This is a genomic window from Odoribacter sp. AF15-53 (assembly GCF_003479425.1).
Lineage (GTDB): Bacteria > Bacteroidota > Bacteroidia > Bacteroidales > Marinifilaceae > Butyricimonas.
Window position 1 is genome coordinate 186,120 of the sequence record NZ_QUHC01000007.1, and the last position, 23,438, is coordinate 209,557.

The following is a 23,438-nucleotide window of genomic DNA, read 5'->3' on the forward strand; positions in this document are numbered from 1 at the left end:
TTATGAAAGAGTATTTATTAAGGATGAGTAAATGGTGCTTTGTATTTGCGGCTTTTGCCGGTGTTGTTGCGTGTTCGGATGATGATGCGGAGGTGAACACGGATTTATATTCGGGAACGGATATTACTTCTTATGCTTCTATTACAGCAAATAAGGAGACCAAGAAGGCCCGTGTCGAGATATTGAAAGACGGGACATGGAAGTTGTACGGGGGAGAAAGTAGTTCTTCTATTGTTTTTGATGAACCTTTGTTGCAGGGAAGTACGAAAGGAATGACGGAATTGGGTACGAGTAAGTTTCAACTCTATTGTTTGGAGTGGTCTGACGGGGCACGGGCTGCTTTGGGTATAAGGCGATTACCGTTAGTCGGGCAGTCAAACTTCAGAGACCTGGGCGGCTATAAGACGAAAGATGGTCGCCGGGTGAAATGGGGATTGGTTTTCCGTTCCGGAAAATGTAATAGCCTTACAGATGAGGATTTAGCATATCTTGCAAGTATTCCTTTGAAGACGGTTGTTGATTTCCGATCGAATGAGGAGCGGGATGCTGAGCCGGATAAGGTGCCGACAACAACGATAAACCGGATTAATTTCCCGATAGCTCCGGGGAATCTTTCTTCTACCGATATCGGGGAGGTTATCAGAAGAGGTGACGTGGCTGCGGCGAAACAGTATCTGGTGGATGGTAACCGGGAGTTCGTGACGGACTTTCAGGCCGAGTATAAGTCATATTTCGAGACGTTGATGCAGACAGACAAAACACCCTTGATGTTCCATTGTACGGCGGGGAAAGACCGGGCCGGATTGGCAGCTGCGTTATTTCTGGCCGCTTTGGGGGTAGACCGGGAGACGATCGTGGAGGATTACATGCTCACGAACGAGTTGACGGGGGTGACTCTGGAGGGAATGAAAGCTCTTTACGGGGATAATAATATGGCGGTTTGCATGTATTACATCGGTTCCGTGCAGAAAGAGTATATTGAAATGGCTTTGACCACGATAGATAATAATTACGGGGGAATGGAAAAGTTCCTGACACAACAGTTGGGCGTGGATCTCGATAAGATTAGAAAGCTTTATTTGTATTAGAAGGTTTGTGTATTTTAGTGAAGGAGTTGGCCGGTTATGATGGACAACTCCTTTTTTATGTGGATATTATTTCTTCACCGCGGAAACGAGTAACATCATGGGGCGTCGCAATTCGTCACGCATTCCCGGTATGGAATCAAGAAGCGTCTCGTCGGGTTCCGGTTCTATCAGTCCGGTAATCTCGAAACCGTTTTGGATGAGCCCGTTCACGTAAGTGGTGAGTGTCTTGTGATATTTTGTCACGTTTTCACCGAGGAAGGTGGCTTCCCGTTTCCCTTCCGAGAAATACCGATCCACGGGCCAGTGGAGGATATTGCCTTGTGCGTCGTGATACCAGTCTTGACTACCGTAAGCTGTGAACACGGGATGCTCGACCGAGAACACGAATATTCCGCCGGGTGTGAGACAACGATTCACTTTCATGCAGATATCCGGAAAGGATTCCAAGTAATGAAAGGTGAGGGAACTGATAACCACGTCATAGCTCTCGGGCGAATAATCAAAGTCCTCGATGGCCATGTGTTTGTATTCTATGCGTGGGGAGTTGTTTCGTTTTCGAGCCTCTTCCAGCATCTTCTCGGAGATATCAATCCCTAGAGCGTGTTCTGCCCCGTGTTCGATAGCGTATTGGCAATGCCAACCAAAGCCGCATCCCAGATCCAACACCCGTTTCCCCTTGAAGTCAGGTAACATTTTTTTCAACACGTGCCATTCTCCGGCTCCTTTCAGACCGTTCACGGAACGGGACATTTGGCTGTATTGATTAAAGAATTTTTCGTCATCGTATTTATTTTCTTTCATGATGATATCTCTGTTCTACTTGGTATGATTAAAAACATATTTGAGGAAGGTGAGTTGATGAAAATAGGTTGTTCGGAATTTCCGAACAACCACTCAATATGGTACTGTTAAATTATTTATGCTTTTCCGACTATTGTTCTTCCTGATTTCTCTCGCCGGAGGCGTATTCTCCGGGACAGATATCCATCACCTCTCGGTCGGGTTGTATCAGGGAACGCTCGTACTGGCATTTCCATTGAATGTTCCGGTCAATTCCCTGTTCAGAGATACCGTCGATGGTTTCTCCATCTTTGATGGAGGCGTCTTTGTCGAAGATATAGGCGGCCACGTTATAGGCGTGATTGACCACGGCATTCGGGTCCAGATCGTGAAAATGATATTGTACGTCCGGTAGTCCGATGGCGTAAAGTCCTAACGTATCCACGAGCATGTCGTTGGTGTTTTGTATGTTGAAGAATCGGACGTTCATCCCGAAATGAAGAAAACGACCAGGTTGGGCCCACGGGTTATTTAATACTTGTTCCCGGGTCAATAACTTGCCGCTTGAAGGAGTCCACACTGCCGCACAGTCAGGGAACAGTTCGAGGGTGGTTTCCAGCCATTCGGTCAACAGGGCGCAACGCTCTTTGTAAGGGAGGCCGGACGCCATGAAGTCCGATAACATGATTTTATATTTGCAGTTGGCGAGAATCTCGTCTTTTTCGGGGCAATCCCATAATTGACTGCGTTGCATCAGATCAATGTTGTTCCCGTCGAAATTCTCGAAATCGGACATGAGTACCTGTGCCGGCATACGTTGGTTGTCTTTGTATTCCACTATGTATTTCCAGATTGCGAAAGTCGAAAGGGAGTCCTTCACGTTGGCAACAATATCCACCTTCTCGTATTTGGCAGATAACGCTTTGTGTATATTTTCCCCGTCGGGGCGTGTTCCTTTGTCGGTAAACAATAGGTACATTTGAAATAGGGTTTGAAAACTTCCTTTCTCGTCTAAATTCTGGCGAAATACTTCCTGTTCTTTTTGTGAATCCTCCATGTCCGGTATTTTTAATGGTTTGTTGTAAAACTAGGTTTACAAATATACGTTTTTTGCAGGTATTCCTTTATCGAATATAGATTTTCACCAATCAATTTAATAAACAATTCTGTTTGTGGGGGGCGGATTTTGATAATAATGAGTGTGTTCAGGTAAGATATATTATTAATAAAGACTAGCTAACTAGTCTTTAATTCATGAACAAAATTTTATCTTGTAAGTAATTCATGAGTAAATTAGGGATAATCCTATTGTAATCCTACCCATCCTTTGAACCTTCTTCGAAGCTTCCTCGTAGCTCGAATAACAGAGAACGGTGATGCTTGGGCGAAGCTTCGGGGCATCTACGAAAGAGGGGTAGGATTACTTTATGATTACGGTAGGATTATGGTTTGAGTTTAATTATTAGTATCAATGAAGTTATGCGATGTACTCCCATTGCTTTCAAGCTCTATTGTTGCTTTTTATAACTGTATATGGCCCAACTGTTCAAAACGGTGGCGAAGACGGTCAGGGTTCCCAGTTGCGGGATAATGTCCGTGATGCTGCTGCCTTTCAGGTAGACCATGCGCATGATTTCCATGAAGTAACGCAAGGGATTGGCGTAAGTGATGTATTGTGCCCATCGCGGCATGCTGCTGATCGGGGTAAATAGCCCGCTCATGAGGATAAATACCAGCATGCAAAACCACATGACGAACATGGCTTGTTGCATGGTTGCCGAGTGGTTGGAGATCACGAGCCCCAGGCCGGAAACGACGAGAACGAAAATAAGTGTTGCTAGATAAATCGCCCCGATATTCCCTTTTGGGGTGATTCCATATACCAGCCAAGCGAGTAGGATGCAGAGGTTCAACACGATGAATCCGACAAGCCAGTAAGGGAGTAATTTTGCCAGGGTGAACGTGAAGCGGCTTACCGGGGTTACGTTGATCTGTTCAATAGTTCCGGCTTCTTTTTCTCCTACCACGTTTAGGGCCGGGAGGAAACCGCAGAGCATGACGAGTACCATGGTCATGAGGGCCGGCACCATGAAGACTTTATAATTCAAATGAGGATTGAATTGGTAGCGAATGGAGGCAGAGCTTTGTGGTGACAGAATTTGAGTCAGGTAAGCACTTCCCAGACTTCCCTTACTCCCATTCACTGCGTTCACGGCGATCAGGGTTGAAGCGGGACGACCGTTGACCTGCTCTTTTTCGAATCCCTGGGGAATTTCCAGTAGCACGTCGGCCTGGTCTTTTTCAATGGTGGCGATACCTTTATCGTAATTGGTCGGTAATCCCGTCAGCTTGAAATAGCGGGAAGCCTCGATCTGGTGTACCAACCGTTGAGAGGAGGGACTTTGATCATTGTCGATGATCGCGATGCGGAGGTTTTCTATTTCCAGCGTGGCGGCCCACGGCATGACCAACATCATCATGCAAGGGAAGATGAGAATGAGTCGGGGCAGGAATTTGTTCCGTTTCAGTTGCTTGAATTCTTTTTCAATGAGATATCGTAGTATCATGTTTTTCCTCCTTTAGTCTAAACGTTTTTTGAATTTGCGGGTCGTGATGCCGATCAGCACGATGGCCATGATGAACAGGATTCCCGTTTCTTGCCATACATAGGCAAACGGGACTCCCTCGATCATCAGTTTCCTGACGATGTCGATATACCAACGTGCCGGGATTATACAGGTGATTGCTTGTAGTATTTTCGGCATACTTTCGATCGGGAAGATAATGCCTGACAGGATGATCGTGGGGAGCATCAATACCATTCCGGAAGCCAGCATGGCGGCGACCTGTGTCCGGGTAACGCAGGAAATCAGTAATCCGAGAGCCAGTGACACGAAGATAAATAGCAGTGATACTCCTAACAAACTACCCAAACTCCCGCTGATCGGGACATCCAGAACGAATACCGACAGGAGGAGTATCGTGGTCAGGTTGAATATGGATAATATAAAATAGGGTACGGCTTTGGATAGAATGACAAAGAACGGGTTCATCGGTGACACGAGCAGGATTTCCATGGTTCCGGTTTCTTTCTCCCGGACGATTGATATGGAAGTCATCATGGCACAGATCAGCATGAGGATCAGCCCCATGATTCCCGGTACGAAATTGTAGGCACTTTGCATTTGCGGGTTGTAGAGTAATTTGGTATGAATAACCAGCGAGGGGTGTTGAATCCCGACTTGTTGTAATTCGGCCTGTGCCGTGGCGATGATCCCGTTGGCGTAATTCCCGCGAGTAATGGCGAGATTCGGATCGGTAGCATCGGCAATAATCTGGATGTTCTCCGAGTCAAAACGTTGTCGGTTAAGCTGGGCGGGGAAAGCGATCCCCAGTTCTATTTTGTTCTTTCGAAATAGTTGGTTTAATTCCTCCGGGTTGTGTACCACGTATTTCACCGTGAAATATTCGCTGGCATTAATCCGGTCGATGATATGACGGGTATCTACATCGGTGGATGAGGTGAGAATGGCTGTCTGCACGTTTTTCACTTCGGTCGAAATGGCAAAACCAAAGAGAAGTATTTGCACGATGGGCATACCGATAAGGATAAGCATCGTGCGCGGGTCTCGCAGGATATGGTAGAATTCTTTCTTGACAAAGGCGATAAACTGTTTCATAAGTTAAAGAGTTAGTCGGATGAACGAGTGGCATGACGGGCCAGTTGTTGGAACACTTCGTCCATGTTTTGGGCATGGTATTGGTCCTTCAATTTATCGGGGGTATCGAGCGCTTTGATTTGCCCGTCGACCATCATGGAGATGCGGTCGCAATATTCGGCCTCATCCATGTAGTGCGTGGTGACAAAAATCGTGATACCCCGTTCGGCTGCCTGATAGATTAATTCCCAGAACTGGCGGCGGGTGGCGGGATCAACTCCCCCGGTGGGTTCATCGAGGAACACGAGTTGTGGTTCGTGGAAGATTGAAACGGAAAAAGCCAGACGTTGTTTCCAACCCAACGGGAGTTCCTGCACCAGCGTTTCCCGTTCTTCATACAGGCCGATGCGTTTGAGCATTCTTTCGGTACGCGGTGCTATTTCCGTTCTCGGAACCCCGTATATCCCGGCAAAGAGACGCACGTTTTCCCATACTTTTAAATCTTCATAAAGAGAGAATTTCTGGCTCATGTAGCCGATGTGTTTTTTGATCTCCTCGCTTTGTGTCTGCACGTCGTATCCCATGACTTCGGCTTTTCCGGCAGTTGGTAGGCTCAAACCACTAAGAATACGCATGGCGGTTGTTTTCCCCGCCCCGTTAGCCCCGAGGAAACCGAATATCTCTCCCCGTTTTACTTCGAAAGAGATATGATCGACAGCGGTAAAGTTTCCGAACTGTTTCACGAGTTGTTCCACCCGGATAATGGGTTGCTCGTCCTGGTGAGTTGTATCTCGTTCCAGTCCCGGCGGGCAAAGGATGTCTTTGAATTGTTCCAGAATCATTTTCGGGATATCAATACCTTTGATCGTGCCGTTTTGAATGAAAGCGATCCGGTCGCATTGTTTGGCCTCGTCCATGAAAGGGGTGGAGACGATCAGGGTGATTCCTTGTTCCTGCAAGCGATGGAGCATTTGCCAGAACTCTTTGCGTGATACCGGATCGACCCCCGTGGTCGGTTCATCCAGAAAAAGAATTACCGGGTCGTGAATCAAGGCGCAACAGAGTGCCAGTTTTTGTTTCATCCCGCCTGACAGGGCTCCTGCCCGGCGATTTTTGAAGGGGGCCAGTTGGTCGTAAATTTCTTTTATCTGGTCGTAATGGGCTTCCACGGTTGTGTTGAAGACCGTGGCAAAGAAACTCAGGTTTTCTTCCACCGTGAGGTCTTGATAAAGAGAGAATTTTCCGGGCATGTAACCGATACTTTTACGTATCTCTTTGTAATCTTTAATCACGTCATAACCGTTGACAGAAGCCTCCCCCTCGTTGGCGGTCAACAACGTGGTCAGGATACGGAAGAGGGTACTCTTGCCGGAACCGTCCGGCCCGATAAGCCCGAATAACTCTCCCCGTCCGACTTGGAACGAAACATCGTGTAAGGCTTGGACCTGTCCGTATTGTTTGCTGATATGCCTGACTTCTACAAGATGTTCCATACTTAGAATTTTACTTCACCGTACATACCTATTTTTATGGTTCCGTCATTACGGACGGCAATTTTCACGGCATATACCTGGTTGGCACGTTCGTCGTTCGTGAGTATTGTTTTTGGGGTAAACTCGGCCTTATCGGCTATCCATGTGATTTTGCCCGGGTATTCTTTCCTGATGTCATCCCCGAAATCGGCGTATACTTTTACCGGATCACCCAGTTTGACGCTGGCCAGTTGGGTAGATGTTATGTAGGCCCGCAGGTAGATGTTTTCAATATCAGCTATTTTGAATAACGGTTTCCCGGTTGAGGCCAGTTCTCCCGGTTCCGCGTATTTGGCGAGAACGGTACCATCAATGGGTGAGAGAATATGGCATTTTTGTAGTTGATCTTCTACTTGTGCCACTTGAATGGCCACGGATGAACTCTGTTCGTTTAGGCTTGCCGTGCTGTTCCGGAGTGAAGAGGTCTGGGCTTCTAGTTGGCGTTGAAGTACGGCGAGTTGAGAATCCCAATCGTCCAATTGTTTTTGGTTGGCTGCATTTGCTTTCAACAGGTTTTCCACGCGAGCCTTCTCTCGTCTGGCGGTGGCGATTTGCTCTTTGGTTGCCGCGATTTGTTTCTGTATATCGGGACGTTGGTTATCGACCGACTTCATGCTGGCTTGCAATTGCAGCTTCTTTAAATAAAGTTGAACCGTGTCGACTAGACCTACTTCACTGTTTTGGGACAGTTTACTGCCTTCTTCCACGGTCAAACAGAGTAATTTGCCGTTAGCTTCGGAAGAGACGATGATTTCAGTTGCTTCGAAAGTTCCAGTGGCGTCAAATTCTTTTGAGGCGTTACAGGCTGATAGTGTAATTAGTATTATTGCGGGGAAATAAGATAGTCGTTTCATGTTGTATAAGTGTTTGGGGAATTGTTTATTGTTCGTTTGTAATATGTTTTTGCTGGTATATATCCATGAGTAATTGTATTTCATGTACGGCTTTGTTTTGTTTGGCAAGACTTTCATTTGTCAGTTCTCGTAACATTTCGGTCACGGTGAGAGTTCCGTTTGCCACTTTTGCTTCGGCTGCTTTACGGATATTCGTGCGGAGACGGATGATTTCGTCATCCTCTTTCATCTGTTTTCGCAAGGCGGATATCGTTCCGTCTTTCTCTGCCACTTGCAGGCGTGTATTGAAGAGGAACAGGTCTCGGTTGCTTTCTATCCGTTGTTTCTCGGTGTCCAGTTTGCGTTTATCGTTTTTGAGCGTGTAGAGACTGCCGAAGTTCCAACTCATGCGGGCACCTATTATATAATAGGGGTCGAATTCGTTTTTCAACATGTTTAGTCCGGGATTGCCGTAAGCCCCTTGTGCGTACAGGAAAAATTGGGGAAGATAGCCGCTTTTCAGTGATTGTTGTTTTACATCCAGTACTTGTTTTTGTACCTCGTAGAGCAGGAGTTCGGGGCGATTGATGTCATTTGAGATCGTTTGCCCCGGCAGGACGGGCTTGGAGAGTCGGGTATGTGCGGGAATCTCTTCACCGATCAAGAGGGAAAGCATCCGGAGATAGGCTGACCGGTTGGCTTCCAACGAGGTGCGTTGCTGCCGGGTGTTCAGAATTTCCACTTGCACGGCGTCTACATCGGCATCATTGGCTATCCCGTTGTCCCGGTAGGCCTTGATCGTGTTGAGGTTACGTTCTAATTCTTCATTCAATAAGGTATTTTGTGAGAGTTGCTCGTCGAGGAGCAATATCCCGAAATAGACTTGGTTTACCCGTTCATTTAAAGCGTACATGTTTACATCCAGTTGACGTTCTGTTTCAGTGGCAGAGGCTTGGATTTGTTGTTTCTGGTGATGGATAAGTCCACCGTCCCATATATTCTGCCGGGCTTCTACCATGATCTGGTATTGGTCTTTAGGCAGGGCTTTGATAGAGATTTCAGGCAGAGCGATCGGGAGTTTCGTGACATCACTTTGGTAGGATGCTTTTCCGCTCAGGCTGATCTGGGGTAGGTTACCTTTTGCCGCATTCTTCAAGTTGTAATTTTCTGTCAGTTCGATCAATTTGTACTGGCGGGCGAGCGGGTAATTGACTTGTGCTTTTTGCCGGCATGCGTCGAGTGTCAGTTGTCCGAAAATATGGCTACTTAAGCTGATGAACAGTGTTAGAAGCAAGATTCGTGTCATATCATGTAGTTTTAATTTATTTCGGTTGTAAAAGTACGTGTTTTAAGTATACGTTAGCGTCCTATTCGTTGTTGTATATGTTCCGTTTGTTCGATTTCGAGCTGTTCGCATCTTGTTTTAGGCTTGAAATATTATCTTTGCGGGAAATAAGTGGTTCGTTTATGAGGCAAAATGGGTTACTGGCGTTAGCCTTAAAACAGGTATTTGATTATTCGGTTGAACCTAATAATGAATATCGTTTTATTTCTTCGGATTTGGGTTTTGTCCGGTCAATGGTGGGGGTGCAGGATTTGAATGGTTCTTTGATTGTTTTCGGGCAACCTTATCGCTTGACCGAGGGGCGTGTAGTGCTTCTTAGGGCCGGGACGGTACGTGTGCTGGTTAATTTGCGGGAAATTACGCTGACGGCTCATCATTTGGTGGTAGCTTCTTCCGGGACGGTGATCCAGTTTATTGATATGTCACCGGATTGTGATTTGTCGATGCTGGCTTTCACCAATAGTTTTATGGAAGGCTGGCAAAAACAAGAATTACTTTATGCTTACCTGCGGGGAAGATTGTACTTGCGCCTGTCTTTGGACGAGGTGGCAGAACGGCGTGTAGACGCTATTTTTTCTTTATTGTGGGATGTGTTGCATGATGTTCCCTTTCCCAAGGAAACAGTTCAAGGGTTGATCTCGATGTTATTTTATCAGATTACTTATTTCGAGAAAAAAGATCGGTCGGTCAAAAAACAGAGAGGGACACGCCAAGAAGAAGTCCTTGATCGGTTTATCGACCTCGTGAACAAATATGCTTTGCATGAGCGTAGTGTTTCTTTTTATGCGGATCATTTATTCCTCACGGGACGTTATTTGAATACCTTGATTCGTCAGGCCAGCGGTCGGACGGTGATGGATTGGGTGAATGAAGCTGTCGTGCAGGAAGCAAAGATTTTACTACGTCATAGTGATAAGTTGGTTTACCAGATTGCCGATGAGTTGAATTTTCCGAATTCCTCTTTCTTCTGCAAGTTCTTTCGTCGTGTGACGGGGATGACACCGTATGAATATAGGCTGAATTAGCCGAGTAATTCTTCATATATATCACAGAGTTTTTCCCGGAGGTATAGAACGGCGTATCGTTTCCGGGATATCAGCGTGTTGACGGGAATCCCGGTGCTTTCGGATATTTCCTTGAACGAAAAGTCCTGCAATTCATTTAATTCGAATACAACGCGTTGTTCTTCCGGGAGTTCGGACAGGGCCTTGTCGAGTTCCTCCCAGACGAGTGCTCTCATGTACTCTTTTTCCGGGGAGGTATCCGAGTCGAACAGGTATTCGGATACTTCTTTCAGAAGTAATGTCTGGCCCTCCTCTGCCGGGGCCAGGGGCATTTCCTCTTCCTTGTGTTTCCTTTTCCTGTCGATAATGATATGCCGGGCTACCGTGTACAGCCATGCCGATATTTGTTGTATCGGGGTGGCCACGGGGTCCGTTTTGAGCAACTGGTAGAAGACATCTTGCAGGATATCTTCCCGGTCTTCTCGTGCGGAAACCCGCTTGGCGATAAAACCTTTCAGTTGCGGTTGATACTGTTTGAAGATCGCCGAAACGTCCATGTTCGGTGGCGTTTCTTCTTGTTGTTTGTTCATAGATAGTGTGCTTACTCTTTCGGTTGTTCTTTGCCGAACATGTGGTCGTTAAAAGCCTGTTGACGTTCTTCGAAACGCTGACGGATGTAGTCCTTCCGTTCTTCCGGGGACATGTTTTTCATCTGCCCGAAGAAATGATGCATGTGTGCGTGGTCCCGATCCGGCCGCCTCATGAACCCGTGTCCACCGAAGCCCCCGAATAACAGGCGGGTCAGTACGAACAGTCCGAGTGCCTGCCAGTAGTTGATAGCCGACCAGCCGATGATGGACGGAATCAGGTAATTCCATAAGAACATGATGGCGGCAACAATCGCTGCCAAACCTATAAGCATGAGTAAAGCGTGTGCTCCTCTATGGTGTCTGAAATTTTTCATGGTGTTCATTTTTAGAACGTGGTGTAAATATGATATATCTTTGTGAAATCTTGTAGCAAATATACGGATAAAGTGAGTAGTGCAACGATTCCTACCGTGACTAAAAACGGTATAAAAGCCTCGACTTCCCTGATGATGGTTTTTTGATAGCGTTTCATGACATTGTTTTGTTTAATGATACATATTAATTGGCTAGCCTTTCTATCCTTGTAGACGATCGAGAAAGAATAATATTTTAAATGTTCTCGTTTTTTTTGAATAGAAGTCTGTAAAGTGCTATTTTTACATGCATAAATTCGAAGAATATGAAATACGAGTTGAATGATAAGCCGGGACTTTTTCCCATGTTGATGTACGGGTTGCAATGGTGGATTGTCTCCTTGCCTTGCGTGGTGATTATGGGAATCATCGTGTCGCAACTTCATTACACGGATGTGGCGGAACAGACATTTTATTTACAGAAATTGTTCGGGATCATGGGGATCGCCATGATCGTGCAAGTGTTGTGGGGACATCGTTTGCCCTTGATTATCGGGCCGGCCTCGGTGTTGCTGATCGGGATTCTTTCCACCGTGTCCTCGGGAATTGCAGCGGTATACACGGGGATCATGATCGGGGGACTGGTACTGACAGTGCTGGCTTATAGCGGTTTGTTGGGGAAATTGCAATTCGTGTTCACGCCTCGTATCGTCACGGTGATTTTGATCTTGATCGCTTTCACGTTGACGCCCGTGATTCTGAAATTAGTGTTGGGAGATACGGTTCATGCTTTATTTAATTTGTTCTTCACGCTGATCATGGTTTTGGCTCTGGTCGTTGGTAATAAATTGCTGCGGGGGATATGGAAGTCAACCACGGTATTGTGGGGGATTGTCGGTGGGGTGTTGGTGTATTATCTGGCAAACGGATTCCCGACTCTGACGTCAACGGGTTCGGGGATTATGCCGGAACAGGCAACCCTGTTTAATTTCCCGTTGGAGTTTGAGACGGGGACAATACTTGCTTTCTTGTTTTGCTATATAGCTCTTATCGTGAATGAGCTGGGGTCTATACAGGCCGTTGGGCATATGCTTCAAGCCGACCGGATGGATCGACGTACGAGCCGGGGAGTGGGTATCGTGGGCGTGACCAACGTGCTGTCGGGCATGTTCGGGGTAATCGGTCCGGTGGATTATTCCATGAGTCCGGGTGTGATTTCAGCCACGGGATGCGCTTCTCGTTACACGTTGATCCCGGCGGGGATCGGGCTGATCCTGTGTGCTTTTTTCCCTTCGGTAGTGGGGATATTGGTGACGATACCGGGCGTGGTCATGGGGGCGATATTGCTTTACCTGATGGCGACTCAGTTGGCAGCGGGATTGCAGATGTTGGTGAGAGAGAAGGCGATCACGGATTTTGATAACGGGGTGGTGGTCGGATTACCTTTAATGGTTGCTTTGTTGTTGTCGTTTGCCCCGGAGGAAGTGTTGAACCTGATACCCTCTTTGTTCCGTCCGATCGTGGGGAATGGTTTCGTGATGGGGGTGATTACCGTGTTGATCATGGAACACTTGATCTTTAAAAAGAGATAACTTGCGGTTGTTTGCTTGCGTATATAGAGAAAATATAATGTAATGGAGTTGGTCTATATATATCATAGCGGTTTTGCCTTGTTGGGCGAAGGATTCACGGTGATTATTGATTATTACAGGGATTCGGTTGAAAAGCCATTGACCGGAGTTGTACACGGGGAGTTATTGAAGCGTCCCGGTCGATTGTACGTGTTGTCTTCTCATTCTCATGCGGATCATTTTAACCCGGAGATTCTAACTTGGCGGCAGGAACATCCCGGTGTTCAATTTATTTTCTCGAAAGATATCCTTGAAAACAAGTTAGCGACGCCGGGTGATGCTCACTATCTGGATAAGGGAGAAGCGTGGTCTGACGGGATGCTGGAAGTCGAGGCTTTCGGGTCGACGGATTTGGGAATCTCTTTTCTTTTGTACTTGGACGGGAAGTTGATCTTTCATGCGGGGGATCTGAATAACTGGCATTGGAAGGATGAATCGACGGATGAGGAGGTGCGGAAAGCGGAAAATGCTTATTTCTCCGAGCTTGACGTGATCTCCCGACGCACGGATCGGATGGATCTCGTGATGTTTCCGGTTGATCCTCGTTTGGGGGAAGATTACATGCTGGGAGCAAAGCAGTTTGTCGATTGTTTTCAGGTGAGAACATTTGTCCCGATGCATTTTGATGAAGCGTACGACAAGGCGAATGCTTTCCGGGAATACGCGGAAAGCCGGGGGGTGCGTTTCGTGGAATTGAATCACAAAGCATTTCGAGCTATCTTTTAAATTTTACATTCTACATTCTAAATTTATAAAAATGGAAATAAAGAGTAGGTTTGATCATTTTAACTTTAATGTACTTGATCTGGAAAGAAGTATTCGTTTTTACGAGAAGGCGTTGGGATTGAAGGAAGTTCGGCGTATGGAAGCCCCGGACGGTTCTTTTATTTTAGTATACATGGGGGAGGAAAAGACCGGGTTCCTTTTAGAATTGACGTGGTTGAGAGATCGGAAAGAACCGTACGATCTGGGTGAGGGTGAATTCCACCTTTGCATGCGCGTACCGGGAGATTACGATGCCGTGCGGGCCTATCACAAGCAAATGGATTGCGTGTGTTACGAGAACACGGATATGGGACTTTACTTTATCAGTGATCCCGATGGTTACTGGATCGAGATTTTACCGGAGTAATTTTTATCTGGTATTGATATTGTGTGATAAAATAAGCACTTCTTCCTGATCCTGGAAAGTGTAAGAGCATGTCGTGTTTACGTGTCCTCCTGTCATTCTTTATTGATCGTATATTTTAGTCCAAAATTAGAATTCTGAGTTATATTTCAAGAATAGTGTTGGATTGTAAAAATATATTTGTAATTTTAAAGATCGGCAAGATAGGGGGTGTTGGCGTATTAATCTTATATAAAATATTAAAATATGAAGACATGTATCTTTATCATGGTTATAGCCATGGGTATGATGAGTGCTTGCAATCGGAAACCTTCCGTTCCCGAAGGTGAGTTTTTGATTCAGGGAGAGTTAAAAGATGTTCCGGATGGTACGGTGCTCAGGTTGGACAAGAGTAACAAGGGGCTTATCGAGACTCTTGCCAAGGACACGTTGAAGGACGGGAAGTTTTCTTTCCGAGACACGATATCTTCTCTTCGCAATTTGATGATCGGTTCCATGGATCAGGGTTTCCCGCCTGACTGGTTGGAGGTGTGGGTAAAACCGGGTACGTATATGCGAATCACAGGGAAAAGTAAGTTAATTTTGTCTTGGCGGGTGGAGAGCGATGTACCGGAACAGGCGGATGAAAATAGTTTCGTGGATTGTCTTATGCCGGAACAGATGGAAATGATGGCCTACATGGCGGACGAGTACGATTGGTTGAAAAAAGCGTACTTTTTTCCCGCGGATGACGTGGATGCAGCCTTCAAGAAAAAAGCATGGGCCAAGGTTGATTCTATCCGGAAACTGGAAAAACCGTTACAGGCGGTGTTGACAGAAAAAGAACTGGATTTCATGAAAACGGCTCCTGTTTCTAAAACTTGGATGAAGAGGATGTTGTGGTTTACGTCGCTGTTACACACGGGAAGAATGCCTTACGAGGCCGAGTTGAAAGAACTGTATACCCGTATACCGGAAGCGGAAAGGCAAACGGTAAATGGACAAGCAATTACTAAATATCTTTTTCCCCTTCCAACCGTGGAGGTTGGCGATCAAATGGTGGATGGAGATTTGTACGATATGGAGGGTAAACTCCGTCATTTATCGGAATTTAAAGGTCGTTACATCTTGCTGGATTTTTGGAGTTTGGGATGTGGAGCTTGCGTCTATTCAGTCCCGGTTGTGAAAAGGATTTGCTCGCAATATGCGGATCGGTTGACTGTAGTTTGTATTAATGAGAATCTTGAGAAAGATTGGAAGAAATACGTGGTTGAAGAGAAATTAGAAGGTAATCAATGGAACGAGTTGCTTCCCGCGAACACCGGTCTCTCGGCTCGGTACAACATTGACGGTATCCCGGCTTTCGTGCTGATCTCTCCCGACGGTATAGTCTTGGAAAAGTGCAGTGGGTACAGCTCTCTGGTAGAGAGAGTGACAAAGCATTTGTCGCAGCGATAATACCTAGTGTACCACCACTTCGTCGATGAACTGGAACCCGGCGTGCTTCTTGGCAAAAAGATGCACGTACCGGGCTTTCTCGTGGAAGCGGAAAGTGAATTCTTTGAAACGGAGATCGGGAATATCCGTGGGCACGTCATTTGGGATCGTGGCGATCTCTTTGTATGTTTTCCCGTCTTCGGATATCTTCACCCGCACGTAGTCCGGGATGTAAACACCCGGTCCGGTGAGTTGCATGAACGTGGTCGACACGTAGCTGATGTCTTGGACTTCGCCAAGATCAATGAGAATGTCCACGTGGTTAAGAAATCCTTGCCACCGACCGTCGCTGTATGTTAACCCGCCTCGCAAGCCGTCGGTTAGGGTCCCCTTGCCTGCGGCCGGATAGGCTCCGCTGTATAGTTTGTTGTAAGTAACCTTTTTCCCGATCGCTTTGTGATAGTCTATACGTTGAGAGATAACGGTTTCACTTCGCTTCCCGTTTTCGAAAATGGCAGAACTGACTATCGCAGAATCCCGGATGTAAAGTGGTTTTTCGTAACAGGGAGAAGTGATGTCGGGAAGAGTACCGTCAAGCGTGTAACGGATTTCCGGGTTATATTTCTCCGAGTCGAAGGATACTTTTATCGCTTTTTGCGTCGTGTCGACTTCCGTGATAAAGTCGATCCGGTCGCTTAACGGGAATGCGTTCACGCCATTGGCTCGTAACCATTTCACGTGTTGCTCGATCCGGCGTTTGAAGTCTTCGGGATTTTTCTTTGCCCGGGGAGTCCACACGACTTCCGATAGAGATAGCAAGCGGGGAAAAAGCATGTATTCCACGTGTTCCGGAGTTGAGATATACTCTGTCCACAGGTTGGCTTGCGCGCCCAGGATGTAACGAGCCTCATCGGGCGATAGGTTTTCCGGGATCGGATTGTACGAGTAAGTTTTAAGGTAAGGGGTAAATCCTCCTATCGTGTAGGGTTGTGTGGAAGGAGTATCTTGGTAGCTGTCAAGATAACAGTAGGCTCCCGGAGCCATGATTACCTGATGGCGGGAGCGGGCGGCATCAATCCCTCCTTGTTCGCCTCTCCACGACATGACGATTGCTCCGGGTGCCAGTCCGCCTTCCAGAATCTCGTCCCAGCCGATGAATTCCCGTCCTCGTTTTTCGATAAATTCGCCTACTCGTCGAATAAGATAACTTTGTAATTCCCGTTCGTCTTTTAGTTTCTCCTCTTTCTTGCGTTTTTGACATTTCGGACATTTGGCCCATGCGGCTTTGGAGGCTTCATCACCCCCGATATGAATGTAGCGGGAGGGGAATAGTTCCATGATCTCGGTCAGTACATTTTCAATGAATTCGAATGTGGCCTCGTTCCCGATGCAGAATTCTCCATTCTGGTAAGCTTTTCCGGAACAGCATAATTGCGGGTAGACGGTGAATATTTCCTCCGAATGGCCTGGCATTTCGATTTCGGGAATGATCTCCACGTGTCGATCTATAGCGTAGGCCACGATCTCCCGTATATCCTCTTGCGTGTAGTATCCCCCGTACGCCCCGGGTGTGCCTTCTTCCAGATATCGCCGATCCTTGTCTGTCCACCATTCTTTCCAACCTATCTGGGTTCTCCATGCTGCTGTACGGGTCAGTTCGGGGTATTTCTTGATCTCGACCCGCCATCCCCCGGCATCCGTCAGGTGCCAGTGGAGCGTGTTGATCTTGTAGAGGGCCATGAGGTCGATCCATTTCAGTATGTATTCTTTCGGGAAGAAATGACGGGAAACGTCCAGATGCATCCCCCGGTAGGGAAACGTCGGGTAGTCTTGGATTTCTAGAGCCGGGATTTGCCATGAACGGGTGTCCGGGTGATAAAATCGTTCGTCATTCAATATTTGTCGCAAGGTTTGTAAGCCATAAAATAGTCCGGCTTCGGTTCTTCCCGTGATCCGGATACTTTGGGGCGATATGTTAAGCTGGTAACCTTCGGGGGAGGATATTCGGGACGTGTCAATCTTTAGCTGAATGCTGTTTTTGCTGGAATTTCCATTCGTTAATTTATAGTGAGACACGATTTGAATGTTCGAATTCAGTATGTCTTCAAGAGTAGACCATTGGGCAGGAATCTGCAATGATGTTTTCTCGTTTAGCGTGAATGTTCCGTTAAGATATTGGATTTCTTGCGGTGCCGGGATAACGGATAATGCTACCGGTTTTGTCTTCGTGAGGGAGGACGTGCAAGCCGAGGCGAGTAATATCGTGCAATAAATGAACCATTTTTTCATAAACGTGATCTGTTTAGGTATTGTGGGGCGTATTTATGAAATACCGTACCAAGGTATTGTATTTTTGGGGATGATGCAAATCGGAAGTAAATTATTAATCTGGTATTGTGTAGTGGTTTGTCAAGTTTAGAACTATCTTGTATTTTTCTCGTAATCATTTTATTGCTCCCTTGTTTTCTTGTTTAAATGGAAGTTTGTTTGAGATAATAAAACATGAAAACCGTTAAAATGGCGGCTAGGTGGCGGCTAGATGTGGGCTAGGTGTGGGCTAGGTGTGGCTATAGTGTGAAAATAATCTGGAAATAGTCAACTTCATGTTTAGTTTGTCCGTGGGGTAAATAATGATTAAACAAGGATAGAGAAAAGGAATGATCATAAATAAGTAGTTTATTTTTTTGCAAAATAATATATTTCTTTAAATTTGTGTTTGTGGAATTTAGAAAATCTTTATGAAAGAGCAAGCAGAATATGATAATGATGTTCAAGCGTTAGTGAACGACTTGAAGAAAGGTCATGAACCTGCTTTTGACTATTTATTTACTACTAGGTATGAGGACTTGTGTCGGTTTGCTCATGCCTTTGTCGGTTCTTTTGAAGTGGCTGAAGATGTCGTGCAAGATGTTTTTATTAAGATTTGGGAGAAGAATATAACGATTAGTAATAGTGCTTCTTTGGATAGTTATTTATACGTGGCGGTGCGGAACGGGTGTGTGAGTTATGCTCGAAGGACAAGATCTCGTGTCGGTTTGGAAAAAGTAGAGGATCATGAAGCGGAGGATGTTGTTGTTGAGGATTGGCAATTTGTTTGGGAAGCGGTTGAGAGTCTGCCGGAGCAGCGTCGATTGGTGTTGAAGTTAGTGGTGTTGGAAGATATGAAATATGCGGAAGTGGCTGAACGTTTGGGAATCTCTTTGAACACGGTAAAGACGCAGATGCGGATGGCTTACCGGGAGTTAAGACAAAAATTCACGGTAAAGGAACTTACTTTGTTGTTTTGTTATTTTTCAGGTAATGAGGCTTTTATTTATAAAAGATAAATTTTAGCAAAATAATTTGTTTTTTGAATCACCCTTTTTTGAGGGTGATGCGTCCTCTCACGAAAAGAATTCATAATACCATGAAATTTATGGATGACAAGATAGAGGAATTACTGGTAAAAAAAGTTGACGGGGAGCTTTCTGCAAAAGAGGAAGAACTCTTGTCGCTATGGTTAGCCGAGGATGTGGAGCATGAGCGGGAGTTACGAGTGTTTATGGCGGTGCGTCAACGGCTATCCGTGTTGCGGGAGGAGTTTCAACCGGATGTTTCCGGGCGTTTACAATTTGTAAAGAGTCGGAGAAGAAAACGGATTCATTGGGGGCTTTGGTTGAGATATGCGGCAATATGGGTATTAGTTGCCGGAGTTGGTGGTTATTTGTTATGGCGTGATCGGGAAAGCGTGGAGCGAGAACACAGGATGTTTGCGCAGGTTGCTGTTCCCGGTAATGAACGGGCTTATTTGGTTTGGGCTGACGGGGAGAAGGTGGAGATTAACGAGATGATGAGAGATACGGTTTTGACAGGCACGGCTGGGGGGATCATGCGGGTGGATTCTAACCGGGTGTTACACTATGAGAGTCAGGATAGTTTGGCCAGTCGAGTCAATCGGATGCATAAGTTGGTGGTACCTAATGGTGGTGAATATCGGATCGTCTTGGAGGACGGTTCTGTTGTTTGGTTGAATTCTGCTTCGACATTGGAGATTCCGGAATATTTTGAAACGGGGGAGCGAAGGGTGAGATTGACGGGGGAGGGGTATTTTAAAGTGAAACGTGATACGAGGCGTCCGTTTTACGTGGAAACGGAACGGTTGAATGTGAGGGTATTGGGTACTGAATTTAATCTTTCTGCTTATAAGGATGACCTTTTGTCTGCGGCGACCTTGATAAACGGGGCGGTACGAGTGGTCGAATGTGGGGGTGATTCTGTGATATTGAAGCCTGGGCAACAGGCGGTTGTCGGGAAAAGAGGATTAGAGGTTCAGGAGGTTGATGTCGCTTATATCACGTCATGGGTTGACGGGAAGTTTCATTTCGAGGATGTCCGGCTGGAGGATATTGCGTTGCGGATTGCCCGTTGGTATGATGTGAAGATTTCTTTCCAACAGGAGGAATTGAAAGAGGTGCGTTTTTCCGGGGCGATGTTGAAGTTTAGGCCCTTGGGTGATTTGATCGAGATGATCGAGGCCACGAGTTACGTACGTTTTGGAGTGCAAGGTGATAGTATTGTTATTTCAAGAAGATAAAAATCGAGAAAGTGGCTAGACTTTCTCGACTTTAGTTGGTCAATTGCTTTGTTCCCTAGAATTGAGAGTCAGGGTACAAGGCTATGTATAACCTTAAATGCAAATATATGAAAAAAAATCAAGAGCCTGATCTGATATTGCAGATATGGCAAAAAAAAACGTGGAGGATGATGCGTTGGGTGGGTTTAATTTGTTTGTGGTGTTTGTTGGGTGTACCGAAAGTGGGGTACGCGCAGGTGCGACTGGTTTCGTTAGAAGTGAAGGAGACCCCGATCAAACAGGTATTACGGGTGTTGGGAAGTGAGTATGGTAAAGATTTCTTTTATAGCAACGTGCAAGTGGATATGAACGAGCGGGTGAGCGTGACGTTGAAGGACGTGACGATTGGCGAGGCTTTAAAACGGATTTTTGCAGGGAAAGAGGTGAAGTTCGAGGAGAAGGAGGATTTCGTGTTGATTTTGGAGGTGCGGGAACAAATGAAATCATCGCAGGTTCGAGAAGTGAATGGTTTCGTGTGTGATGAGAAAGGGATGCCGTTGCCTGGGGTTACGATTTTAATTAAAGGTACGAGCGTGGGATTTTCCAGCAATGTTGACGGGAAGTTTAAGTATGCCTTGGCAATGAAATTACCCGTGACTCTGGTATTTACGTCAATTGGTTATGAGAAGCAGGAAGTGGTGATCAAGGATAGCACGAAGGTTGTGAGCGTGAAGATGAAGCCGGATGTGACAGAGGTAGAGGAAGTCGTTGTTACGGGATACGCGACTATTCGTAAATCTAGCTTCACGGGAGCTTACACGGAGGTGAAGCGGGAGGAATTATTGAAGGTATCTCAAGGTAACGTGATCGCGGCTTTGCAGGTTTTTGATCCTTCGTTACGCATCATGGAGAATAACGAGATGGGGTCTGATCCGAACACGTTACCTGAGTTTTACGTGCGGGGACGTTCCGGGATTAGCGGCATCTCCGAGTTGGAGGTGTTGCAATCCGAAACATCGGAATATGCGTTGACGGCTAACCCGAATTTACCTGTTTTTATTTTAGACGGGTATGAAGTGTCTGCGGAGAAGATTTATGATATGGATCCGAATCTGATAGAGAATATAACAATATTGAAAGATGCGGCAGCAACAGCTATTTACGGTTCTCGTGCGGCTAACGGGGTGATTGTTATCGAATCGGTGGCCCCGACTGTGGGAAAATTGAACGTGACGTATAATTTGACCGGGTCTATAACACAGCCGGATTTGACTTCTTACGGTTTGATGGATGCCCGGGAAAAGTTAGAGGCGGAAGTTGCGGCAGGATTATTGGATGCGGATGATCCCCTGGGATTGGGGACTACTTATGCTTCCCGGTTGGCAGACTGGCGGATGAAGAATAATTATATAACCCGCGGTGTGGATACTTATTGGCTTTCTAAGCCTTTACGGACGGGAGTTAATCATAATCATAGTTTGAGTATAAACGGGGGAATGGAGGCGATTCGTTTCGCGTTGAATTTACGTTATGGGATGGATAATGGGGTGATGAAGAAGTCTTTGCGTGAACGTTTCAGTGTCGGGTTGAAGTTGGATTACCGGATGAAAGCGTGGCAGGTGACAAATGATGTTTCTTTTGGACGTACGGTGTCCGAGAATTCTCCTTACGGTTCTTTCGGGGATTATGTAAGAATGCAGCCTTATTTTGCCCCGTATGATTTGGAAACCGGGGAGTTGGTAGATCGTTTCCCGAAAGTTTACGGGCAAAATTCAGGGGCGGTAAATCCGCTTTACGAAGCGTTGATGGTGAATAACGAGAGTGGAAGTAATTATAATCAATTCACGAATAATCTAGGATTTAATATTACTTTCTTGGAGAATTTTTTGTTGAAAGGTACGTTGAGTATTAATTATAAGGATTCGAAAACACGAAATTTTAAAGACCCGGCTTCTGCTACTTTTGATGGCAAGGATGTTTTGGAACGAGGGACGTTGAGTGAGTCACGATCGGAGAATTTTAGTTGGGATATGAGTCTTTTGTTGAGTTATAATCGGGTGTTCAAAGATCATAATGTTAATTTGAGCGTGGGGATGAACGTGCAGGATTCTAAAAATGAGTACGAGTCAACAAAATATATCGGGTTCCCTTCTTCCGATTTGAATAAACCTCAGTATGCGAATAAATTATCTAGTAATATACCCACTTTTTCTGATAATCACACGAGGTTGTTCGGGGTGTTTATGATGGGGAATTATTCGTACAAGAATATTTATTTGGTAGATGTTTCGATGCGAATGGATGGGTCGTCCGAGTTCGGTAGTGACCGGCGTTTTGCAACTTTTTATTCTAGCGGATTGGGAATTAACTTGCATAATTATAAATTTTTAGCGGATAACGGTGTTTTTTCTCAGCTACGAATTCGAGGAACGTGGGGAGAGACGGGGAAGGTGAATTATCCTCCTTTTGCAGCTCGTCACACGTATACGGTGCAAGCTGGGGCATGGCACACAACCGGGATGGGGGCCACGCTGACTTATATGGGGAATGAAGATTTGTCGTGGGAGAAGACATCAACGTTGAATTTGGGGTTGGATATGACTCTCTTTAAACGTTATACGCTTAATTTGTCGTGGTATGACAAGGTAACGAATGATTTGATCACGGAGGTATCTATCGTGCCGTCTTCAGGTTTTACGAATTATAAAGATAATATGGGCAAAGTGAGGAACCGGGGTATCGAGGTGAATCTGAACGTGAACGCAATTCAAAAGCAGGATTGGGGGTTGAACGTGTTTTTCCGGGCGGCTCATAACAAGAACCGGATAATGGAGATTTCCGATGCGTTGAAGGAATACAATCAGAAAGTAGATGATTATTACTCGAAGTATCCTAATTATAATAAACCGTTGTTGAAATACACGGAAGGAGCTTCGTTGACATCAATCTATGCTGTTCGGTCGTTGGGAATATCTCCGGCGAACGGGCAAGAGGTTTTTCTTGATGTAAATGGAAAGGTTACGTATGATTGGAATGCGACGAATCAGGTAGTTGTGGGTAACACGGAGCCCAAGTTGCAGGGATCTTTTGGATTCAATTTCCGTTGGAAGAGGTGGACGTTGTTCACGGCAGCTTTGTTCGAGACGGGAGGTGATTTGTATAATGCGACTTTGGTGGATAACGTGGAATGTGCCGATATATGGGGGAGTAATGTAGACAAGAGGGTGTACACGCAGCGTTGGTTGGAGCCGGGGGATGTTGCCCCGTTGAAATCAATCAAGGATCGTTACCGGGTGACTCGTCCAACTTCCCGTTTTGTTCAAAAAAATCGTCTTGTGAATTGTAATTCTCTTTCTTTAGGATACGAGTTTGATCCTCACTTGATTAATCGAATTGGTTTTAGCCGGATGAAACTTCAGTTGAACATGAACGAGATTGCTTACACGTCTTCGGTAAAACGGGAACGAGGGTTAGCTTACCCGTTTGCGAGAACATTTAATTTTACCTTGAATGCAACTTTTTAAAG

19 protein-coding genes are annotated in these 23,438 nt (G+C 45.9%); 9 read left to right on the forward strand and 10 right to left on the reverse strand.

Going from position 1 to position 23,438, the window contains the following annotated elements; translation table 11 throughout:
* The first annotated feature begins 2 nt into the window (after nt 1–2).
* Nucleotides 3–1,088 carry a tyrosine-protein phosphatase gene (locus tag DWW52_RS14925; protein ID WP_118716305.1) on the forward strand — a complete coding sequence of 362 codons (1,086 nt, stop codon included), beginning with the start codon at nt 3–5 and terminating at the stop codon, nt 1,086–1,088.
* A 66-nt stretch (nt 1,089–1,154) separates the two neighbouring features.
* Here the strand turns inward: DWW52_RS14925 and DWW52_RS14930 are convergent, their stop codons facing one another.
* The 7 genes from DWW52_RS14930 to DWW52_RS14960 form a co-directional block, all read right to left on the reverse strand.
* Entirely contained in the window at nt 1,155–1,889 is a 735-nt protein-coding gene (locus DWW52_RS14930; RefSeq protein ID WP_118716306.1) for a bifunctional 2-polyprenyl-6-hydroxyphenol methylase/3-demethylubiquinol 3-O-methyltransferase UbiG, read from the reverse strand.
* 130 nt (nt 1,890–2,019) lie between these two features.
* The gene (locus DWW52_RS14935; protein ID WP_118716307.1) at nt 2,020–2,925 is read right to left on the reverse strand and encodes a DUF4261 domain-containing protein; all 906 of its coding nucleotides are present in this window, start codon (nt 2,923–2,925) and stop codon (nt 2,020–2,022) included.
* Between the two features lie 451 nt (nt 2,926–3,376).
* Complete coding sequence (locus DWW52_RS14940) at nt 3,377–4,432, reverse strand: ABC transporter permease (protein WP_199692005.1); 1,056 nt, start codon at nt 4,430–4,432, stop codon at nt 3,377–3,379.
* A 15-nt stretch (nt 4,433–4,447) separates the two neighbouring features.
* Entirely contained in the window at nt 4,448–5,548 is a 1,101-nt protein-coding gene (locus DWW52_RS14945; RefSeq protein ID WP_118716309.1) for an ABC transporter permease, read from the reverse strand.
* 11 nt (nt 5,549–5,559) lie between these two features.
* Entirely contained in the window at nt 5,560–7,020 is a 1,461-nt protein-coding gene (locus DWW52_RS14950) for an ATP-binding cassette domain-containing protein (RefSeq protein WP_118716310.1), read from the reverse strand.
* 2 nt (nt 7,021–7,022) lie between these two features.
* Nucleotides 7,023–7,913, reverse strand: a complete 891-nt coding sequence (locus DWW52_RS14955; protein ID WP_118716357.1) for an HlyD family secretion protein — start codon at nt 7,911–7,913, stop codon at nt 7,023–7,025.
* A 25-nt stretch (nt 7,914–7,938) separates the two neighbouring features.
* Entirely contained in the window at nt 7,939–9,198 is a 1,260-nt protein-coding gene (locus DWW52_RS14960) for a TolC family protein (protein WP_118716311.1), read from the reverse strand.
* Between the two features lie 161 nt (nt 9,199–9,359).
* Here DWW52_RS14960 and DWW52_RS14965 point away from each other — a divergent pair, with 161 nt between their 5' ends.
* Nucleotides 9,360–10,262, forward strand: coding sequence for a helix-turn-helix domain-containing protein (locus DWW52_RS14965; protein WP_118716312.1), 903 nt, complete (start codon nt 9,360–9,362; stop codon nt 10,260–10,262).
* Here DWW52_RS14965 and DWW52_RS14970 read toward each other — a convergent pair.
* Nucleotides 10,259–10,831, reverse strand: a complete 573-nt coding sequence (locus DWW52_RS14970) for an RNA polymerase sigma factor (protein ID WP_118716313.1) — start codon at nt 10,829–10,831, stop codon at nt 10,259–10,261. The genes DWW52_RS14965 and DWW52_RS14970 overlap by 4 nt on opposite strands.
* A gap of 11 nt (nt 10,832–10,842) precedes the next feature.
* On the reverse strand, nt 10,843–11,205 hold the full coding sequence (locus DWW52_RS14975) for a hypothetical protein (RefSeq protein WP_199692003.1): 363 nt from the start codon (nt 11,203–11,205) through the stop codon (nt 10,843–10,845).
* A 305-nt stretch (nt 11,206–11,510) separates the two neighbouring features.
* Here DWW52_RS14975 and DWW52_RS14980 point away from each other — a divergent pair, with 305 nt between their 5' ends.
* The 4 genes from DWW52_RS14980 (at nt 11,511) to DWW52_RS14995 (ending at nt 15,381) form a co-directional block, all read left to right on the forward strand.
* Entirely contained in the window at nt 11,511–12,776 is a 1,266-nt protein-coding gene (locus tag DWW52_RS14980; RefSeq protein WP_118716314.1) for a uracil-xanthine permease family protein, read from the forward strand.
* Nucleotides 12,777–12,818: 42 nt separating this feature from the next.
* Nucleotides 12,819–13,541, forward strand: a complete 723-nt coding sequence (locus DWW52_RS14985) for an MBL fold metallo-hydrolase (RefSeq protein WP_118716315.1) — start codon at nt 12,819–12,821, stop codon at nt 13,539–13,541.
* A 31-nt stretch (nt 13,542–13,572) separates the two neighbouring features.
* Entirely contained in the window at nt 13,573–13,947 is a 375-nt protein-coding gene (locus DWW52_RS14990) for a VOC family protein (protein WP_118716316.1), read from the forward strand.
* A gap of 243 nt (nt 13,948–14,190) precedes the next feature.
* Nucleotides 14,191–15,381, forward strand: coding sequence for a TlpA disulfide reductase family protein (locus DWW52_RS14995; RefSeq protein ID WP_118716317.1), 1,191 nt, complete (start codon nt 14,191–14,193; stop codon nt 15,379–15,381).
* Nucleotides 15,382–15,384: 3 nt separating this feature from the next.
* On the opposite strand, the gene DWW52_RS15000 is transcribed toward DWW52_RS14995, so the two are convergent.
* On the reverse strand, nt 15,385–17,649 hold the full coding sequence (locus tag DWW52_RS15000; protein ID WP_118716318.1) for a family 20 glycosylhydrolase: 2,265 nt from the start codon (nt 17,647–17,649) through the stop codon (nt 15,385–15,387).
* A 449-nt stretch (nt 17,650–18,098) separates the two neighbouring features.
* On the opposite strand from DWW52_RS15000, the gene DWW52_RS15005 reads away from it, so the two are divergent.
* From DWW52_RS15005 to DWW52_RS15015, 3 genes are all read left to right on the forward strand, one after another.
* The gene (locus DWW52_RS15005; RefSeq protein ID WP_118716319.1) at nt 18,099–18,686 is read left to right on the forward strand and encodes an RNA polymerase sigma factor; all 588 of its coding nucleotides are present in this window, start codon (nt 18,099–18,101) and stop codon (nt 18,684–18,686) included.
* An 89-nt stretch (nt 18,687–18,775) separates the two neighbouring features.
* Nucleotides 18,776–19,933, forward strand: a complete 1,158-nt coding sequence (locus DWW52_RS15010) for a FecR domain-containing protein (protein WP_158582625.1) — start codon at nt 18,776–18,778, stop codon at nt 19,931–19,933.
* A gap of 107 nt (nt 19,934–20,040) precedes the next feature.
* The gene (locus tag DWW52_RS15015; RefSeq protein ID WP_233556932.1) at nt 20,041–23,436 is read left to right on the forward strand and encodes a SusC/RagA family TonB-linked outer membrane protein; all 3,396 of its coding nucleotides are present in this window, start codon (nt 20,041–20,043) and stop codon (nt 23,434–23,436) included.
* Nucleotides 23,437–23,438 lie beyond the last annotated feature (2 nt).

What these genes read in the sequence shown, in the direction of transcription:
- DWW52_RS14925 (WP_118716305.1), top strand. Translation starts at nt 3, where the DNA reads ATGAAAGAGTATTTATTAAGGATGAGTAAATGGTGCTTTGTATTTGCG.
- DWW52_RS14930 (WP_118716306.1), bottom strand. Translation starts at nt 1,889, where the DNA reads ATGAAAGAAAATAAATACGATGACGAAAAATTCTTTAATCAATACAGC.
- DWW52_RS14935 (WP_118716307.1), bottom strand. Translation starts at nt 2,925, where the DNA reads ATGGAGGATTCACAAAAAGAACAGGAAGTATTTCGCCAGAATTTAGAC.
- DWW52_RS14945 (WP_118716309.1), bottom strand. Translation starts at nt 5,548, where the DNA reads ATGAAACAGTTTATCGCCTTTGTCAAGAAAGAATTCTACCATATCCTG.
- DWW52_RS14950 (WP_118716310.1), bottom strand. Translation starts at nt 7,020, where the DNA reads ATGGAACATCTTGTAGAAGTCAGGCATATCAGCAAACAATACGGACAG.
- DWW52_RS14955 (WP_118716357.1), bottom strand. Translation starts at nt 7,913, where the DNA reads ATGAAACGACTATCTTATTTCCCCGCAATAATACTAATTACACTATCA.
- DWW52_RS14960 (WP_118716311.1), bottom strand. Translation starts at nt 9,198, where the DNA reads ATGACACGAATCTTGCTTCTAACACTGTTCATCAGCTTAAGTAGCCAT.
- DWW52_RS14965 (WP_118716312.1), top strand. Translation starts at nt 9,360, where the DNA reads ATGAGGCAAAATGGGTTACTGGCGTTAGCCTTAAAACAGGTATTTGAT.
- DWW52_RS14970 (WP_118716313.1), bottom strand. Translation starts at nt 10,831, where the DNA reads ATGAACAAACAACAAGAAGAAACGCCACCGAACATGGACGTTTCGGCG.
- DWW52_RS14975 (WP_199692003.1), bottom strand. Translation starts at nt 11,205, where the DNA reads ATGAAAAATTTCAGACACCATAGAGGAGCACACGCTTTACTCATGCTT.
- DWW52_RS14980 (WP_118716314.1), top strand. Translation starts at nt 11,511, where the DNA reads ATGAAATACGAGTTGAATGATAAGCCGGGACTTTTTCCCATGTTGATG.
- DWW52_RS14985 (WP_118716315.1), top strand. Translation starts at nt 12,819, where the DNA reads ATGGAGTTGGTCTATATATATCATAGCGGTTTTGCCTTGTTGGGCGAA.
- DWW52_RS14990 (WP_118716316.1), top strand. Translation starts at nt 13,573, where the DNA reads ATGGAAATAAAGAGTAGGTTTGATCATTTTAACTTTAATGTACTTGAT.
- DWW52_RS14995 (WP_118716317.1), top strand. Translation starts at nt 14,191, where the DNA reads ATGAAGACATGTATCTTTATCATGGTTATAGCCATGGGTATGATGAGT.
- DWW52_RS15000 (WP_118716318.1), bottom strand. Translation starts at nt 17,649, where the DNA reads ATGAAAAAATGGTTCATTTATTGCACGATATTACTCGCCTCGGCTTGC.
- DWW52_RS15005 (WP_118716319.1), top strand. Translation starts at nt 18,099, where the DNA reads ATGAAAGAGCAAGCAGAATATGATAATGATGTTCAAGCGTTAGTGAAC.
- DWW52_RS15010 (WP_158582625.1), top strand. Translation starts at nt 18,776, where the DNA reads ATGGATGACAAGATAGAGGAATTACTGGTAAAAAAAGTTGACGGGGAG.
- DWW52_RS15015 (WP_233556932.1), top strand. Translation starts at nt 20,041, where the DNA reads ATGAAAAAAAATCAAGAGCCTGATCTGATATTGCAGATATGGCAAAAA.